Source organism: Streptomyces lonarensis (assembly GCF_012033735.1).
Lineage (GTDB): Bacteria > Actinomycetota > Actinomycetes > Streptomycetales > Streptomycetaceae > Streptomyces > Streptomyces lonarensis.
In genome coordinates, this window is record NZ_JAAVJD010000028.1 from 1 (window position 1) to 16,254 (window position 16,254).

Genomic DNA, 16,254 nt, shown 5'->3' on the forward strand with positions numbered 1-16,254 from the left:
GGGCGCCGCCGCAGCTCCCACCGGCGGCGGCGCGGCGGCGGGGTCCGGGCCGCGGTCGGCGCCGCGGTGGGCGTTGTCCTGCTGGCCGTCGCCGTCGTCGAGCTGGGCGACGTCGTCTCCCCGTCCGACTCCACCAGGGACGAGGCCGGGCCGGTCGAGACCCACGGCCCCGGGCCGGGGCCCGGGCCGGCGCCAGGGATCGAGGACGACCGGACGAGCGAGGCCGCCGAACCCTCGGAGGACGTCGCGGAGCCCGAGCCGGCCCCCTCCTCGGAGCCCCCCGGGACGGAGGAGGAGACCGACACCGACAGCGAGGCGGAGCCCGAACCGGAGCCGGAGTCGGAACCGACCGGTGCGGCGCCGCCCGCCCCGGAACCACCCGCCGACCCCCGCCCCGAGCCGGAGGAGACGGAGCCGGACCCGCTGCCGACCGCCGGCGCCACCGGCACCGCTCGCCCCACCGGCGGGCCGCAGCCGACCCCGCCCGGTGGGGACGGCAGCAGCCCTCCGAGTTCCGACCCTGCCCCGTCCGACCCTCCGGAGGAGGAGTCCGAGGACGAGGACGAGGGCGAGGAGGAGCCGGGCCGGGACTGCTGGTTCTGGATCTTCTGCTGACCTCGGCCTTGACGGGTCGCCCCCACAGCGCCCCCGACGGCGCCCGGCCTCGCGACGGCGGCCGGTTGTCGGCCCGTGCGCCTACCCTGGACGGCATGTGTGGTCGCTATGTCGCCAGCAGGAGCCAGGAGGACCTGGCGTCGTTGTTCCATGTCGAGCACACCGGGGGAGAGCCCCTGGAGCCCGACTGGAACGTCGCCCCCACCAAGGAGGTGTACGCGGTCCTCGACCGGCCGCTGCGGGGCTCCGGCGAGGACCGGCCGGTGCGCCAGCTGCGCACCCTGCGCTGGGGGCTGGTCCCCTCCTGGTCCACCTCGCCCGACGGCGGTGCGCGCATGATCAACGCCCGGGCCGAGACGCTGCACGAGAAGCCCTCCTACCGCCGGGCGTTCGCCGCGCGGCGCTGCCTGCTCCCCGCGGACGGCTACTACGAGTGGTCCACCGGGCGGGAGGAGCGGCGCGAGGAGGAGAAGGGGCGGCGCAAGCGCCCCCGCAAGCAGCCCTACTACGTCACGCCGCCGGACGGGGACGTCCTGGCGATGGCGGGGCTCTACGAGTTCTGGCGCGACCCGAAGCTCCCCGACGACCACCCCGGCGCCTGGTGGGTCACCTGCACCGTCGTGACCACCGAGGCCGAGACCGCCCAGTTGCCCGGCACGGAGCCGGACGGCGGCAACCACCCCGACAGCCTCGCCGACATCCACCCCCGCATGCCGCTGGCGCTGCCCCGGGACCGCTGGGACGCCTGGCTGGACCCGGCCACCACCGACACCGAGGAGCTGCGACGGCTGCTGGAGCCGCCGCCGGAAGGACACGTCCGCGCCTACCCCGTGCCCACCGCCGTCTCCAACGCGCGGAACAACGGCCCGGAGCTGATCTCCGAGCTGGCGGAGCCCGAGGTCGGCACACTGTTCTGATGACGCCCCGCCGCGAACCCGCCGCCGGCCCGACTGCCCCGCAGCACGAGCCCGGCCCCGCCACCCCGACTCGCACCGAGACCGTCCCCACTCCCGCCGGGGACGCCCGCATCGCCTGGTACGCGGCTGCGGTGCCGCACACCGTGCTCGCCCTCGGACACGGTGCCGGGGGAGGGATCGAGGCCCGCGACCTCGCCGCGCTCGCCGCCGCGCTGCCGCCGCTCGGCTGCACCGTCGCCCTCGTCGAGCAGCCGTGGCGGGTCGCCGGCCGGCGAGTCGCGCCCGCGCCCCGCACCCTCGACACCGCCTGGCGGCAGCTGTGGCCCGCACTGCGCGCCCCGGCGCTGCCGGTGGTGGCGGGCGGCCGGAGCGCCGGTGCGCGCGTCGCCTGCCGCACCGCCGCCGAGCTTGGCGCGGTCGCCGTCCTCGCCCTGGCCTTCCCGCTGCACCCGCCGGGGCGGCCGGAGCGCAGCCGCGCCGAGGAGCTCGCCGCGGTCGGCGAGGCGAGTCTGCCGCTGCTCGTCGTCCAGGGGGAGCGGGACACCTTCGGCCGGCCGGAGGAGTTCCCGGCCGGGGTGGCGGTGGCGCCGGTACCCGACGCGGACCACGGGTTCGCCGTGCCCCGTCGTGCCGCCACGACCGGCGGTGAGGCGCTGCACCGCCTCACCGCCGCGGTGGCCGCGTGGGCGCCGGTGGCGGGCCGTTCCTGAGAGCGTGCGTGGGACACGCCCGAGCGGTGCGGCGTGACGGTCGTCGCACTCCGCCCCCGCCCGGGAATGCCGACGGCGGGGCCGGTGTTCCACCCACCACGAGGGCGGACCGGCGCGCGCGAACCGGTACCGCCGCAGGACTCCACCGGAGAGGACGGCGCCCATGGGATCGACCGCATGCCCCGCACGGCCGCAGGCCACCGCAGCGGAGGTCGACTGGGCGACGCTCCGCCTCGCCGCGGGACTCGGCGGCGACACGCACCCGAAGTCGGGGCGGGGTCGTCTATCCTCCGAGACGGACGGGCCCTTCGGCGGGTTCGTCACCGTCAGCGAGGAGGTGGGTCCGGTCAGCCAGACCGACGACGGCGACGCGGAGGAGAGCGCCGAGGAGCGCAGCGCCCGCTTCGAGCAGGAGGCGCTCACCTTCCTCGACCAGATGTACTCCGCCGCGCTGCGGATGACCCGCAACCCGGCGGACGCCGAGGACCTGGTGCAGGAGACCTACGCGAAGGCGTACGCGTCCTTCCACCAGTTCCGCCGGGGGACCAACCTCAAGGCGTGGCTCTACCGGATTCTCACCAACACCTTCATCAACTCCTACCGCAAGAAGCAGCGGGAGCCGCAGCGCAGCGCAGCGGAGGAGATCGAGGACTGGCAGCTCGCCCGGGCGGAGTCCCACATGTCCACGGGGCTGAAGTCGGCGGAGTCCCAGGCGTTGGACCACCTCCCTGACTCGGACGTCAAGCAGGCGCTGCAGGCGATCCCGGAGGACTTCCGGATCGCGGTGTACCTCGCTGACGTCGAGGGCTTCGCGTACAAGGAGATCGCCGACATCATGGGAACCCCCATCGGCACGGTGATGTCCCGGCTGCACCGCGGCCGCAGGCAGCTGCGCGACATGCTGGGCGACTACGCCAGGGAGCGCGGGCTCGCCTCGGCCGGTGCGGAGAAAGGCGCGGAGTGATGAGCTGCGAGGAGCCGCACGAGACGGACTGCGGCGAGATCCTGGACCATCTCTACGAGTACCTCGACAGTGAGATGCCCGACGGTGACCGCGCCAAGTTCCGGCTGCACATGGACGAGTGCTCCCCCTGCCTGGAGAAGTACGGGCTGGAGCAGTCGGTGAAGAAGCTCGTGAAGCGGTGCTGCGGGCAGGACGACGTCCCGGCCGACCTGCGGGCCAAGGTCCTGGAGCGCATCGAGACGATCCGTTCCGGAGGCACCCCGACCGAGCCGCCGCCCGGCTGACGTCGGCGCGCCCGGTCCCGCCCGGCGGCGGGGCGCTCACCCGCTCGGCACAGCGGGTGGTCCCCGTGCCGTCGGCCCGGGCCCCGAGGGGCGCGTGCTGGCGTACCTACGGGGGTGGTGCGCTCCGGCGTACCCCCGATCCCGGGCGCCCCGGCGCTCGCTCGGCCCCACGCCCCGGGCCTGGTGCGACCACCGGCCGGCGCCGACCGCGCGGGCCCCGCAGGCGTCCGCCCCGGCCCTCCCGACCCGCCGTCGGGGACGCGTGCGCCGGTCCCGGTTGGCCAGGGCTCGCGCGAGGGGGCAGGCTGTCCCATGCTGAGACCAGACTCCGCCGCGAAGGGTTGGAAGACCCCCGGGGCGGACAGGAGTCTGAACGGACGACAGGCTCACTAGGCGGGAGCGGGCAGGGCATCGTGAGGATCTTCGGCAGGGTCCGGCAACGGCCGTCCACCGACTGGCGGCTGGCGACCAACCGCGCCTTCGCGCTGATGGACGACGGCCGCTACGAGGACGCGGGCGCGCTGCTGACGCGCGCCGCCGACCTGGAACCCTGGCTCTCGGAGTCCTGGTTCAACCTGGCGCTGCTCCACAAGTTCCGCCACGACTGGGAGCAGGCGCGGGCGGCGGGGTTGCGCGCCGTCGCGCTGCTGGAGAAGAGCGCCGGCGCTCCGGACTGGTGGAACCTCGGCATCGCCGCGACCGCCCTCCAGGACTGGCCGCTCGCCCGCCGGGCGTGGGCCGCCTACGGCGTGGAGGTCCCGGGCGAGGTCTCCGAGGAGCCGCAGTCCACCCGGCTGGGCGGCGCCGCGGTCCGGCTCTCCCCCGAGGGGGAGTCCGAGGTGGTCTGGGGCCGCCGGCTCGACCCGGCCCGGATAGAGGTGCGCAACATCCCGCTGCCGTCCTCGGGGCGCCGGTGGGGCGAAGTGGTGCTGCACGACGGCGTGCCCAACGGCGAGCGGACCACCGCCGCCAACGGGTGGACCTCCGTCTTCCCCGTCTTCGACGAGATCGAGCTGTGGGCGCCCTCCGCCGTCCCCACCTGGGTGGTGCTGCTGGGTGCGGCCAGCCCGCGGGACCGCGACGCGCTGGAGCGGCTCGCGGCGGATGCCGGCTACGCCGCGGAGGACTGGTCGTCGTCCGTGCGGCTGCTCTGCCGCAGCTGCTCGGAGAGCCGGATGCCGAGCGAGGAGGGCGACGGCCAGGCCCAGCACGACCCGCACGACCACAGCCTGCCGGGTCGGCCCGGGCCACTCGGCCACACCGGCGCGGGCACCCTGTGGTCCCCCGAACGCGAGTGCGGCATCGCCGCGCCGGCGCCGCTGGTGCGCGGGCTCCTCGACAGCTGGGTCGCCGACAGCCCCGACACCCGGGAGTGGCGCGACCTCGAAGAGGTCTGCTGACCCCGGGACGGTGAGAGCCGCGGCCCGGACGGCGCCCCGCGCGGGTGCGCCCCGGGGTGCGCCCGTCCCCGAGCGCCCGGGGGCGCCGGGCGGGGCCCAGTAAGCTGTACGGGTTCGAGGGTCACCGGCTCCGGGCTTCCGGGCGGTCGTGCCCCCGGGTCCGGGCCCCGCGCCACGTCGCGTCGGTCGCCCCCGTCGTCCCGTCACGCCGTACCAGGAAGGTGGTCCCCGGACCATGCCGCAGCAGGACACCGGCCCGCAGGCCGACTCCGAGTTCGTCGACGACACCCAGGACTGCGCGGAGCGGGAGAAGGCACACGTCGAGCGCGGCACCGCCCGGCCGATCACCGTCGTGGGCAACCCCGTGCTGCACCACGAGTGCCGTGAGGTGACCGAGTTCGGTCCCGAACTGGCGGCTCTGGTCGACGACATGTTCGCCTCGCAGCGCGCCGCCGAGGGGGTCGGCCTCGCCGCCAACCAGATCGGCGTCGACCGGAAGGTGTTCGTCTACGACTGCCCGGACGACGACGGGGTGCGCCACGTCGGCGTGGTCTGCAACCCGGTGCTGGAGGAGCTGCCCTCCGAGCTGCGGGTGCTGGACGACAGCAACGAGGGCTGCCTGTCGGTGCCGGGCGCCTACATGGAGCTCGCCCGCCCGGACGAGGCGGTGGTCCGCGGACAGGACATCGAGGGCAACCCGATCACGGTCCGCGGCACCGGCTACTTCGCCCGCTGCCTGCAGCACGAGACGGACCACCTCTACGGCCGGCTCTACATCGACCGGCTCTCCAAGCGGGAGCGCAAGGACGTGCTGAAGCAGATGGCCGAGGGCACGCCGCGCTACGCGACCGTCCCCAACGACTGAGGCTGCCGGGCGTCCCGTCGCCGGGCAGGTGACCGCCCGTCAGTGGACCGGTCCACTGACGGGCGTCGAGTGAAGGTTGACGCGCGTCGACTCCTGGGTAACTCTCGTTCCGATCGCCCCACCCACCCGGAGGAACGATGCTCAGACGCATGTCCCGGACCGCGGCCATGTTTGTCATGGTCGCGACAGTCGGTCTCGTTGGAACCGCCGTCACGGGCGGCAGCGCGGCCGCCGTCACGCCGCCTGCCGAGCGCCCCGCCGAAGCCACGATCACCGACACCCCCACGGCCGACACCGCGGACGTCGGCACCCTCGACGCCTGCTACACCTGGAACCGGACCCTGCGGCAGGGTATGTCCGGCGCCGACGTGACCCAGCTCCAGATCCGGGTCGCCGGCTACCCCGGCACCGGCCAGGTCCTCGCCATCGACGGGCAGTTCGGCCCCCACACCGCCCAGGCCGTCACCCGCTTCCAGCAGGCCTACGGCCTCGGCGCCGACGGCATCGCCGGCCCGGCCACCTACAACCAGATCTACGCCCTGCAGAGCGCGGACTGCTCCCCGGCCAACTTCACCTTCGCCGAGCTGAACCGCTGCAACTCCAACTGGTCCGGTGGTGCGGTCAGCGCGGCCACCGCCCGTGAGAACGCCAAGCGGACCATGTGGAAGCTCCAGGCCATGCGACGTGCCATGGGCAACGCCCCGCTGAACATCAGCAGCGGCTTCCGCTCCGTCTCCTGCAACAACGCCGTCGGCGGCGCGAGCAACAGCCGCCACCTCTACGGCGACGCCGCCGACCTCGTCGGCAGCCACTCCTTCTGCCGCCTCGCGCAGGCGGCGCGCAACCACGGCTTCAACGGCATCCTCGGCCCGGGCTACCCCGGCCACAACGACCACACCCACGTGGACCACCGGGCCAGCCGTTTCTGGTCGGCCCCCAACTGCGGAATCTGACCCACCGGACGCCCCGGTACCGGCCCCGCGGCCGGTACCGGGGCACCGCCCGCGACCACCGCGACCCCGCCGCGCCCCGCCCGACCACCGGAGCCCCGCCGTGCGCCCCAGCCGTCCCGTGACCCGAAGCCTCGCCGCCCTCGCCCTCGTCCCGGTGCTCGCCGCCACCGCCTGCTCCGGCCCCGGGCAGTCGACGACGCAGCCGGACCCCGCCCCCGCCGCCGACGGCGACGCCCCCTCGGAGCCGGAGGGAGCGGAGTCCGCGACCGCGGCCGGGGCGGTGCTGCCGACCGCCTCGCTGACCGCCGAACTCACCCTGCCCCTGGACGCCTTCCACATCTCCGCCGAGGACCAGCAGCTGCTGGAGGAGGCCCGCGACGCCCTGATCACCGCCTGCATGGCGCGGTACGGCCAGGAGTACACCCCCGCCGAGAACCGCGCGGCCGACCTCGGAACCCACCTCTACCTCTACGGTGTGGACGATGCCGGCATCGCCGCCGAGCACGGCTACATGCACCCCGTCGACCTCGACCCCGCCACCTACGCGCCCGCCTTCCCCCACGACCTCACCGCGGACCAGGAGCTCGCGCTCCACGGTGACCCCGGGCTCGACCTCGACCACCCGGAGACGCTGGAGGAGGCGCAGCGGATGACCGGGCCCGACCTCGGGGGCGTGCCCGTCCCCGTCACCGGCTGCCACGGCGAGGCGACCCTCACCGTCAACCGCCCGGACGGCGACTGGGTGGACCCCACGGTGATCATGCAACTCGCCGACGAGGCGGCCCATCTCGCCGACGAGGACCCCCGGCTGGGGACGCTGCTCGCCGAGTGGTCGGCGTGCATGGCCGAGCAGGACCTGGCGACGGACACCCCGCTGGAGGCCGCCGCCCAACTCGGCCTCGGCGGCGACGTGTCGGGACCGGCGGCACGCGAGGCGGCCGTCGCCGACGTGGCGTGCAAGGAGCGGACCGACCTCGTCCCGCGGTGGGCCGAGATCGACGCCGTCCATCAGGAGGCGGTCATCGCCGAGCACGCCGACATGCTGGCGGACTACCGCGAGCAGCACGAGGAGCGGATGGCGCGCGCCCGCGACGTGCGCTGACCGGGCCATCGGGCCCCGCGGAGCAGGCGCCGTGCCAGCGCCGTGCCGGAACGCGGCGGCGGCCCGCCCCGTCACCCCTGGGGGTGTACGGGACGGGCCGCCGGTCAGAAGTCCTCGTCGAGATTGACCGTGCCCTCGACGGCGACCTGGTAGGCCGAGGCGCGCCGCTCGAAGAAGTTGGTCAGCTCCTGGACGTTCTGGAGCTCCATGAAGGAGAACGGGTTCTGCGAACCGAAGACCGGCTCCAGGCCGAGCCGGACCAGCCGCTGGTCCGCCACGCACTCCAGGTACTCGCGCATCGAGGCCGTGTTCATCCCCGGAAGGCCCTCGCCGCAGAGGTCGCGGGCGAACTGGAGCTCCGCCTCGACCGCCTCCTTCAGCATGTCGGTGACCTGCTGGTTCAGCGCCTCGTCGAAGAGCTCGGGCTCTTCGGCGCGGACGGTGTCCACCACGTGGAAGGCGAAGTCCATGTGGCAGGACTCGTCGCGGAACACCCAGTTGGTGCCGGTCGCCAGACCGTGCAGCAGGCCCCGGGAGCGGAACCAGTACACGTAGGCGAAGGCGCCGTAGAAGAACAGCCCCTCGATGCAGGCCGCGAAGCAGATCAGGTTCAGGAGGAACCGGCGGCGGTCGTCCTTGGTCTCCAGCCGGTCGATCTTCTCGACGGAGTCCATCCACCGGAAGCAGAACTGCGCCTTCTCCCGGATGGAGGGGATGTTCTCCACCGCGGCGAACGCCTCGGCCCGCTCGTCCGGATCGGGCAGGTAGGTGTCGAGCAGCGTCAGGTAGAACTGGACGTGCACGGCCTCCTCGAAGAGCTGGCGCGAGAGGTAGAGCCGCGCCTCCGGGGAGTTGATGTGCTTGTAGAGCGTCAGCACCAGGTTGTTGGAGACGATCGAGTCACCGGTCGCGAAGAACGCCACCAGGCGGCCGATCATGTGCTGCTCGCCCGGGGAGAGCTTGGCCAGGTCCGCCACGTCGGAGTGGAGGTCGACCTCCTCCACCGTCCAGGTGTTCTTGATGGCGTCGCGGTACCGGTCGTAGAAGTCGGGGTACCGCATCGGCCGGAGCGTCAGCTCGAACCCGGGGTCGAGCAGGTTCTTGGCGCCGGTGGTCGCGGTGTGCGACGAGCCGGTCTGGGGCGCCGGGTCGGATACGGGGGCGGTCACTGGCATGCCTCGCATGATTCGGGGTTCTCGAGGGAGCAGGCGACGGCGTCTGCCTCGGCGGCCGTCTGCTGCGCGGGCACGGCGGCCGGCTGGGCGGCGGCGCGTGCGGACTGCGCGATCCGGGTGGCCGGACGCGAACGCAGGTAGTAGGTGGTCTTGATGCCGCGCTTCCAGGCGTAGGCGTACATCGAGCTGAGCTTGCCGATGGTCGGCGCGGCCATGAAGAGGTTGAGCGACTGGCTCTGGTCGAGGAACGGGGTCCGCTCGGCCGCCATGTCGATCAGGGCGCGCTGCGGCACCTCCCAGGCGGTGCGGTACAGGTGGCGGACGTCGTCCGGCAGCCCCGCCAGCTCCTGCACCGAGCCGTTGGCCTCGCGCAGCGCGTCACGGGTGGTGTCGTTCCACAGCCCCCGCTCCTTCAGCTCCTCCACCAGGTAGGTGTTGACCTGGAGGAACTCACCGCTGAGCGTCTCGCGCTTGAACAGGTTGGAGACCTGCGGCTCGATGCACTCGTAGACGCCCGCGATCGAGGCGATCGTCGCGGTCGGCGCGATGGCCAGCAGCAGCGAGTTGCGCATGCCGGTCCGCGCGATGCGGGAACGCAGCTCGTCCCACCGCTCCGGCCAGGTGAGCTCGGCGTCGGGGTAGTGGTCGGGGTGGAGCACACCGCGGGCGGTGCGGGTGGCCTCCCAGCCCCGGTGCGGGCCGTGGCGCTCGGCGAGGTCCGCCGAGGCGTGGTACGCGGCGAGCATGATGCGCTCGGAGATCCGGTTGGAGAGCCGCCGGGCCTCGGGGGAGTCGAACGGCAGCTTCAGCCGGAAGAAGACGTCCTGGAGACCCATGAGGCCCAGGCCCACCGGCCGCCAGCGGGAGTTCGAGGCGCCCGCCTGCTCGGTCGGGTAGAAGTTGATGTCGACCACGCGGTCCAGGAAGGTCACGGCGGTCCGGACGGTGTCGTCCAGCCGCTCCCAGTCCATCTCGCCGCCCTCACCCAGGTGCGCGGCGAGGTTGACCGACCCCAGGTTGCAGACGGCGGTCTCGCCGTCGTCGGTGACCTCCAGGATCTCCGTGCAGAGGTTGGAGGAGTGGACGACCGAGCCGGGCTGCGCCGTCTGGTTGGCGGTGCGGTTGGCGGCGTCCTTGAAGGTCATCCAGCCGTTGCCGGTCTGGGCGAGGGTCCGCATCATCCGCGAGTACAGCTGGCGCGCGGGGACGGTCCGCACCGCCTTGCCCTCGGCCTCGGCGCGGCGGTAGGCGTCGTCGAAGGCGTCGCCCCACAGGTCCACCAGCTCCGGCACGTCGGCGGGGGAGAACAGCGACCAGTCGCCGTCCGCCTCGACGCGGCGCATGAACTCGTCCGGAATCCAGTGGGCGGTGTTCAGGTTGTGCGTGCGCCGGGCCTCCTCACCGGTGTTGTCCCGCAGTTCCAGGAACTCCTCGAGGTCCGCGTGCCAGGTCTCCAGGTAGACGCAGGCGGCACCCTTGCGGCGGCCGCCCTGGTTCACCGCGGCGACGGAGGCGTCCAGCGTCCGCAGGAACGGCACGATGCCGTTGGAGTGGCCGTTGGTGCCGCGGATCAGCGAACCGCGGGCGCGGATGCGGGAGTAGGAGAGGCCGATGCCGCCGGCGTGCTTGGAGAGCCGCGCCACCTGGTGGTACCGGTCGTAGATCGAGTCCAGCTCGTCCAGCGGCGAGTCCAGCAGGTAGCACGAGGACATCTGCGGGTGGCGCGTGCCGGAGTTGAAGAGCGTGGGGGAGGACGGCAGGTAGGAGAGCGTGCTGGTGAGCCGGTACAGCTCGGCGACGTCGCTCACCGCCCGGTCGCTGTCGTCCTCGGCGAGGCCGCAGGCGACGCGCAGCAGGAAGTGCTGCGGGGTCTCGATCACCTTGCGGGTGATCGGGTGGCGCAGCAGGTAGCGGGACTGCACGGTGCGCAGCCCGAAGTAGCCGAAGCGGTCGTCGGCGCCGGAGTCGACGGCCGACTCGGCGAGCGCGTCCAGGCGTTCGGCGTGGCGGCGGACGAACTCGGCGGTGGAGTCGCCGATCAGCCCTTCGCGGTGGCCCACGGCCACCGAGGCGGAGAAGGACACCGCGCCCTGGGTCGCGGCCTCCTCGCGGATGGCCAGCGTCAGCATCCGGGCGGCGAGCCGGGAGTACTGGGGCTCGTCCGCGATGAGACCGGCGGCCGCCTCGATGGCCAGCGACCGCAACTCGGCCGCGTCGGAGGAGGCGTTGCGGCCCCGCAGCGCGGCGGCGGCGACGCGGCCGGGTTCGGTGGCGCCGAGGTCGGCGGTGAGCCGGGTCAGCTCCGTCAGGAGGATGCTGCCGGGCTGGTCCTGCTCCTCGGGCGTCGCTGCTGAGACGGGCTCCGCTGGTGCGATGGTCACGCGTTCTCCCTCGTGGCTCTCGGCCTGCGCGGGATCGGGCGGCGTACGCGGGAACACCAGGGACCGCGTGCGCGGGCCCAATCCACGAGGCCCGGACGTCTTAAGCTTTCGCACAGGTGTTCGGACTCGACGCCACGCCGGAATGGCGCTCACCGTTGCGGGACAGTCCCGGATTCGCACCGGATTCCCCTGCTGCGACAGCACGGCCGATCATACATCTGGGGGCCGTCGGCGCACGCACCCCCATATCTTGTGTTCCCGGAGTGTCGGTGGCGTGCGCCGGGACACGGCGGAACGGGGGCTGCGCCGGTGCGCCGCGGCACCGGAGCGGGGCGCCGCAACGCCTCGGTGGGCGTGTCACGCCCGCCCGCCGCGGCTGAACGCCCCCGTCTCCCGGGGTGTCCCGGTGCCCCGCCGGGCGAGCCGGTGGGCGGTGCGGCGGCGGTGCCGCGCACGCCTCGGGCGGCGGGCAGCAGCTTATGCCCCCGCGTCCGGGGGCGGGCCGCCGATCCGGCCCGCGGGCAACCCCCGGCCTGTGTCGCCGCGCTCCGGTGACCGGCTTTGGTTCATCGCTCAACGACCGCTGTCGCAGGGGTGGTTGGCGGTCGGTCGGCCGCGCACACCCCGTGTCGCGCACCGCCTCCGGGCCCGTGGCGAGCGCCGCTCACGCCGCGCGTGGCGCCGCGACCGCGCAAGGCCTCACACGTTCGAGAGGCCGCTCCGACGGGGGAGTTGCGGGCCGGCACGGGGCGAGTCGGGCACGTGCCGGATGTCACAGCGGCGCGTTCACGCCACCGGTGGCGTCGCGCGTCCGGCACACCGCAGCCGCACGCCCCCGCACATGTGCCGGGGCCCGGCGGGGGAGTGCTTCCCCCGCCGGGCCCCGGGCCGCTGCGTGCTCGCCCGCCGTCTCAGCAGCAGCGGGCGCCGCCGTTGGGTCGGGCCGCTCGCACCTCGGCGCGCCGCCGCTCGAACGCCCCGCGGTCGAGCACCTCGGCCTCCGGCCCCTCGCGCCGGGCACGTTCGCAGTAGCGGCGGTAGGCGTTGTCGCCGGTGATCTCACCGAGCAGTTCGCCGACGTACCACCGCACGCCGCCGAGGGCCCTTCTCATCGGGTGCTCCCTCCGTCGTCGTTGCCGGCGGCTCCGTTGCCGCCGTGGTCGCGGCCCGCCGTGCCGTCGTTGCCGCCCGGGGAGTCCCCTCGGGCGCCGCCGAACTCGCCGGGCACACCGCCGGTGGAGGGCAGCCCCGCCGCCTCCAGCTCCGCGCGCTCCGCCGTGGTGGCGAGTATGCCGTCGGGGGCGATGATGCGCGAGGTGACGTGCGGCGTCTCGTGGTTGACCACGTTCTCCGGGTGGCGCAGCGCCCGCACGCAGACCCGTGAGGCGTCCACGATGATGATGACCACCAGGATCGCGAAGACCGCCGAGATGACGCCGTTGACGGTGGCGTTGGTGACGACGGTCCGCATCTGGTCCTCGGTCTGGCCGCCCAGCGACTCGCCGGCCGCGATGGCGTCGCGGTAGAGCGCGCGCTGCGCGAAGAATCCGATGTCCGGGTCGGCCGAGAAGACCTTCTGCCAGCTGGCGACGAGCGTCACCAGCGCGACCCAGAAGAGCGGCACGGCGGTGACCCACACGTACTTCACCCGGCCGGCCTTGATCATCAGCGTGGTGCAGATGGTCAGCGCGATCGCGGCCAGCAGCTGGTTGGAGATGCCGAAGACCGGGAACAGCGAGCGGATGCCGCCCAGCGGGTCGTTGACGCCGACCCAGAGGAAGTAGCCCCACAGCCCCGCCACGATGCCGCTGGTGAGCAGCACGCCGGGCTTCCAGTTGTGGTCCCGGAAGCGGGGGTGGGCCTTACCGGCGACCTCCTGCAGCATGAAGCGGCCGATGCGGGTGCCGGAGTCGATGGTGGTGAGGATGAACAGCACCTCGAACATGATGGCGAAGTGATACCAGAAGGCCATCGCGGACTCCCCGCCGAGGAACTCCGCGAAGATGACCGCGACCCCCATGGCGAAGGTCGGTGCGCCACCGGTCTTCGACAGCAGGGAGTCGGCCTCCACCGACGCCGCCGCGGCCTGCAGCTGCTCCGGGGTGATCACGTAGCCGAAGCCGGTGATGGTCTCCGCCGCGCTCTGGAAGGTGTCGCCGATGACCGAGGGCGGGGCGTTCATCGAGAGGTAGAGCCCCGGGTCGAGGACGCAGGCGGCGATGATGGCGAGCACCGCGACGGAGGACTCCATCAGCATGCCGCCGTAGCCGATCGGCCGGACCTGCGGTTCCTTCTGGAGCATCTTCGGTGTGGTGCCCGACGCCACCAGCGCGTGGAACCCGGAGAGCGCGCCGCAGGCGATGGTGATGAAGACGAACGGGAAGAGCGACCCCGCGAAGACCGGGCCGTCACCGCGCGAGGCGAACTCGGTGACCGCGTCCATCTTCAGCGTCGGGTTGGCGATCAGCACACCCACGAAGAGCAGGCCGATGGTCCCGATCTTGAGGAAGGTCGAGAGGTAGTCGCGCGGGGCGAGCAGCAGCCACACCGGCAGGACCGAGGCGACGAAGCCGTAGGCGACCAGCCAGCCCACCAGCGCCTGCGGCGAGAGGGTGAAGAACTCCGCCCAGGAGGACTCGGCCACCCACCGGCCGGCGACGATCGAGAACAGCAGCAGCGCGATGCCGATGGCGGTGACCTCGGCGACGCGTCCCGGCCGCAGGTACCGCAGGTACAGACCCATGAAGACCGCGACCGGCATGGTCATCGCAGTGGAGAACGTCCCCCAGGGCGACTCCGCCAGCGCGTTGAGCACCACCAGCGCGAGGACGCCCAGCAGGATGATCAGGATGGCGAAGACGGCGACCAGCGCCGCGATGCCGCCGACCGGGCCGATCTCGTCGCGGATCATCGAGCCGAGGGACTTGCCGTTGCGGCGCGAGGAGAAGAACAGGACGACCATGTCCTGGACGGCGCCCGCGAAGATGACACCGGCGATGATCCAGATGGTGCCCGGCAGGTACCCCATCTGCGCGGCGAGCACCGGGCCGACCAGGGGGCCGGCGCCGGAGATCGAGGCGAAGTGGTGGCCGAGCAGCACCCGGCGGTCGGTGGGGTGGTAGTCCACCCCGTCGTTGAGGCGCTCCGCCGGGGTCGCGCGGGTGCGGTCCACCCGCAGCGCGCGGTAGGCGATGAACTTCGAGTAGAACCGGTAGGCGATGGCGTAGGAGCCGAGCGCGGCGGCCACCATCCAGGCCGCCGACACCTCTTCACCCCGGGATAGGGCGAGGACGGACCAGGCGAACGCGCTGACCAGCGCGACCGCCGTCCAGATCACCACCGACTTGATGCGTACCTGTTGAAGCATGAGATTGTCCCGTTCCCTGCCTGTCGCACTGACGGACGTGGGCGGCTCCCGGCCGGGCCGTGCGGCGGGGACGACGGGGGTGAGCGGCTCCTCACCGCCCGCGCAAGATCCACCGGGAACGCCTCAGGGCGGAATCTAGGCCCGGGGCCGTGGCCAAGGCCATGGTCGGGACACAGTTCTGGGAATCTGCCCGATCCGTGCGCCGGACGGACGCCGAACGGTCGTGCGGCGCGGTGAACGGTCGCGGGGCGCGGCGAACCGCCCCAGCGCCGTGCCGCGCGGGGGCGCGCCGGGAGGCGCCGGGAGCGGTCCGCTCACCGGCCGGGAGGTGCGCGCCGGGTGTCCGGATCGCCGAGGGTCCAGGGGCGGATCGGTGCGGGCGGCGGGGTCGGCCAGGAACGGTGGGTGCGGCGGAGCCGGCCCCGCGTCCGCGCCACCTGCCGGGGTGCGCGGACGGCGGGGCCGGTCCCGCCGGCCGGGGTCAGCCCCGCGGGCGCTCCAGGTTGGCGACGAACTTGTAGCGGTCGCCCCGGTAGACCGAGCGGACCCACTCCACCGGCTCCCCGTCGGTGTCCCGCGAGTGGCGGGACAGCATGAGCATCGGCAGGCCGACGTCGGTGCCGAGCAGGCCGGCCTCGCGCGGCGTCGCCAGCGAGGTCTCGATGGTTTCCTCGGCCAGCGCCAGGTGGACGTCGTAGACCTCCGCCAGCGCGGCGTAGAGCGATGCGTGGCGCACCAGGCTCCGCCGCAGCGCGGGGAACCGCGCCTGGGAGAGGTGGGTGGTCTCGATGGCCATCGGCTCGCCGCTGGCGAGCCGCAGCCGTTCGATCCGCAGCACCCGCCCGCCGGCCGGGATGTCGAGCAGGGCGCCCAACCGGTCGTCCGCGGTGATGTAGCCGATCTCCAGCAGCTGGGAGGTGGGCTCCAGTCCCTGGGCGCGCATGTCCTCGGTGTAGGAGGTCAGCTGGAGCGCCTGGGAGACCTTCGGCTTGGCGACGAAGGTGCCCTTGCCCTGGACGCGCTCCAGCCGCCCCTCGACGACCAGTTCCTGGAGCGCCTGCCGGACCGTGGTGCGGGAGGTGTCGAACTCCGCGGCGAGGGTCCGCTCCGGGGGGACCGGGGTGCCGGGGGGCATGGTCTCGGTCATCTGTTGCAGGTGCCGCTTGAGACGGTAGTACTTTGGTACCCGCGCGGTCCTGGTGCGGTCGGCGGAGTCGGCGCCCGGTACGCTCGCGCCGAGCCTTCCCGCGGAGGCGTACGGCCCCCGGGCGCCCCCGGAGCCGCGCGTCCCGGGGTCCTTCTGTGCTGTCACCGGCTACCTCCGAAAATTCACGGCCCACATGGTGGCACGGTCTGGACCAGTGCCGCGCTCCGGTGCAGGTGTCGGTCCGATAACGGACACCAGCGGTGCCCGGTACGGCACTTGACTTCCCAAAGTGGTCTAGTCCACGCTTCAGGTCAACTGGTCTAAACCTCTTGACTACACCACTAAAGGCCGTCCCGTGACCAGGCGCAAGGGGT

13 protein-coding genes, 1 pseudogene and 1 riboswitch are annotated in these 16,254 nt (G+C 73.3%); of the genes and pseudogenes, 9 read left to right on the forward strand and 5 right to left on the reverse strand.

What is annotated here, in order from left to right:
* The 9 genes and pseudogenes from HCN56_RS06155 to HCN56_RS06195 all read left to right on the forward strand — a co-directional run.
* Positions 1-615: pseudogene (locus HCN56_RS06155) on the forward strand (hypothetical protein); the annotation flags it as partial.
* 95 nt (positions 616-710) lie between these two features.
* Positions 711-1,532 carry an SOS response-associated peptidase gene (locus tag HCN56_RS06160; RefSeq protein ID WP_167968459.1) on the forward strand — a complete coding sequence of 274 codons (822 nt, stop codon included), beginning with the start codon at positions 711-713 and terminating at the stop codon, positions 1,530-1,532.
* Positions 1,532-2,242 (forward strand): alpha/beta hydrolase family protein, encoded by a 711-nt coding sequence (locus tag HCN56_RS06165; protein WP_167968460.1) that lies wholly within the window; start codon positions 1,532-1,534, stop codon positions 2,240-2,242. The genes HCN56_RS06160 and HCN56_RS06165 overlap by 1 nt, the downstream gene beginning before the upstream one ends.
* 337 nt (positions 2,243-2,579) lie before the next feature.
* Complete coding sequence (locus tag HCN56_RS06170; RefSeq protein ID WP_167968484.1) at positions 2,580-3,206, forward strand: sigma-70 family RNA polymerase sigma factor; 627 nt, start codon at positions 2,580-2,582, stop codon at positions 3,204-3,206.
* The gene (gene rsrA / locus HCN56_RS06175) at positions 3,206-3,490 is read left to right on the forward strand and encodes a mycothiol system anti-sigma-R factor (protein WP_167968461.1); all 285 of its coding nucleotides are present in this window, start codon (positions 3,206-3,208) and stop codon (positions 3,488-3,490) included. Before HCN56_RS06170 ends, rsrA begins: the two co-directional genes overlap by 1 nt.
* Before the next feature lie 413 nt (positions 3,491-3,903).
* Complete coding sequence (locus HCN56_RS06180; protein WP_167968462.1) at positions 3,904-4,890, forward strand: tetratricopeptide repeat protein; 987 nt, start codon at positions 3,904-3,906, stop codon at positions 4,888-4,890.
* A gap of 235 nt (positions 4,891-5,125) precedes the next feature.
* Positions 5,126-5,755 (forward strand): peptide deformylase, encoded by a 630-nt coding sequence (def, locus tag HCN56_RS06185; protein ID WP_167968463.1) that lies wholly within the window; start codon positions 5,126-5,128, stop codon positions 5,753-5,755.
* A 137-nt stretch (positions 5,756-5,892) separates the two neighbouring features.
* Positions 5,893-6,708, forward strand: a complete 816-nt coding sequence (locus HCN56_RS06190) for a D-Ala-D-Ala carboxypeptidase family metallohydrolase (RefSeq protein ID WP_167968464.1) — start codon at positions 5,893-5,895, stop codon at positions 6,706-6,708.
* 118 nt (positions 6,709-6,826) lie between these two features.
* Positions 6,827-7,810 carry a hypothetical protein gene (locus tag HCN56_RS06195; protein ID WP_167968465.1) on the forward strand — a complete coding sequence of 328 codons (984 nt, stop codon included), beginning with the start codon at positions 6,827-6,829 and terminating at the stop codon, positions 7,808-7,810.
* 104 nt (positions 7,811-7,914) lie between these two features.
* Here HCN56_RS06195 and HCN56_RS06200 read toward each other — a convergent pair whose 3' ends face one another.
* The 5 genes from HCN56_RS06200 to HCN56_RS06220 form a co-directional block, all read right to left on the reverse strand.
* The gene (locus HCN56_RS06200) at positions 7,915-8,985 is read right to left on the reverse strand and encodes a ribonucleotide-diphosphate reductase subunit beta (protein ID WP_167968466.1); all 1,071 of its coding nucleotides are present in this window, start codon (positions 8,983-8,985) and stop codon (positions 7,915-7,917) included.
* Positions 8,976-11,366, reverse strand: a complete 2,391-nt coding sequence (locus tag HCN56_RS06205) for a ribonucleoside-diphosphate reductase subunit alpha (RefSeq protein WP_167968467.1) — start codon at positions 11,364-11,366, stop codon at positions 8,976-8,978. Before HCN56_RS06205 ends, HCN56_RS06200 begins: the two co-directional genes overlap by 10 nt.
* Before the next feature lie 94 nt (positions 11,367-11,460).
* Positions 11,461-11,589: riboswitch (cobalamin riboswitch) on the reverse strand.
* A gap of 688 nt (positions 11,590-12,277) precedes the next feature.
* Positions 12,278-12,478, reverse strand: a complete 201-nt coding sequence (locus HCN56_RS06210; RefSeq protein WP_167968468.1) for a CstA-like transporter-associated (seleno)protein — start codon at positions 12,476-12,478, stop codon at positions 12,278-12,280.
* Positions 12,475-14,733, reverse strand: coding sequence for a carbon starvation CstA family protein (locus HCN56_RS06215; protein ID WP_167968469.1), 2,259 nt, complete (start codon positions 14,731-14,733; stop codon positions 12,475-12,477). Before HCN56_RS06215 ends, HCN56_RS06210 begins: the two co-directional genes overlap by 4 nt.
* A 481-nt stretch (positions 14,734-15,214) precedes the next feature.
* A complete protein-coding gene (locus HCN56_RS06220; protein ID WP_167968470.1) occupies positions 15,215-16,045 on the reverse strand; it encodes a GntR family transcriptional regulator in 831 nt (276 codons plus the stop codon).
* Between the last annotated feature and the right edge of the window lie 209 nt (positions 16,046-16,254).

What these genes read in the sequence shown, in the direction of transcription:
- HCN56_RS06160 (WP_167968459.1), top strand. Translation starts at nt 711, where the DNA reads ATGTGTGGTCGCTATGTCGCCAGCAGGAGCCAGGAGGACCTGGCGTCG.
- HCN56_RS06165 (WP_167968460.1), top strand. Translation starts at nt 1,532, where the DNA reads ATGACGCCCCGCCGCGAACCCGCCGCCGGCCCGACTGCCCCGCAGCAC.
- rsrA (WP_167968461.1), top strand. Translation starts at nt 3,206, where the DNA reads ATGAGCTGCGAGGAGCCGCACGAGACGGACTGCGGCGAGATCCTGGAC.
- def (WP_167968463.1), top strand. Translation starts at nt 5,126, where the DNA reads ATGCCGCAGCAGGACACCGGCCCGCAGGCCGACTCCGAGTTCGTCGAC.
- HCN56_RS06190 (WP_167968464.1), top strand. Translation starts at nt 5,893, where the DNA reads ATGCTCAGACGCATGTCCCGGACCGCGGCCATGTTTGTCATGGTCGCG.
- HCN56_RS06200 (WP_167968466.1), bottom strand. Translation starts at nt 8,985, where the DNA reads ATGCCAGTGACCGCCCCCGTATCCGACCCGGCGCCCCAGACCGGCTCG.
- HCN56_RS06210 (WP_167968468.1), bottom strand. Translation starts at nt 12,478, where the DNA reads ATGAGAAGGGCCCTCGGCGGCGTGCGGTGGTACGTCGGCGAACTGCTC.
- HCN56_RS06215 (WP_167968469.1), bottom strand. Translation starts at nt 14,733, where the DNA reads ATGCTTCAACAGGTACGCATCAAGTCGGTGGTGATCTGGACGGCGGTC.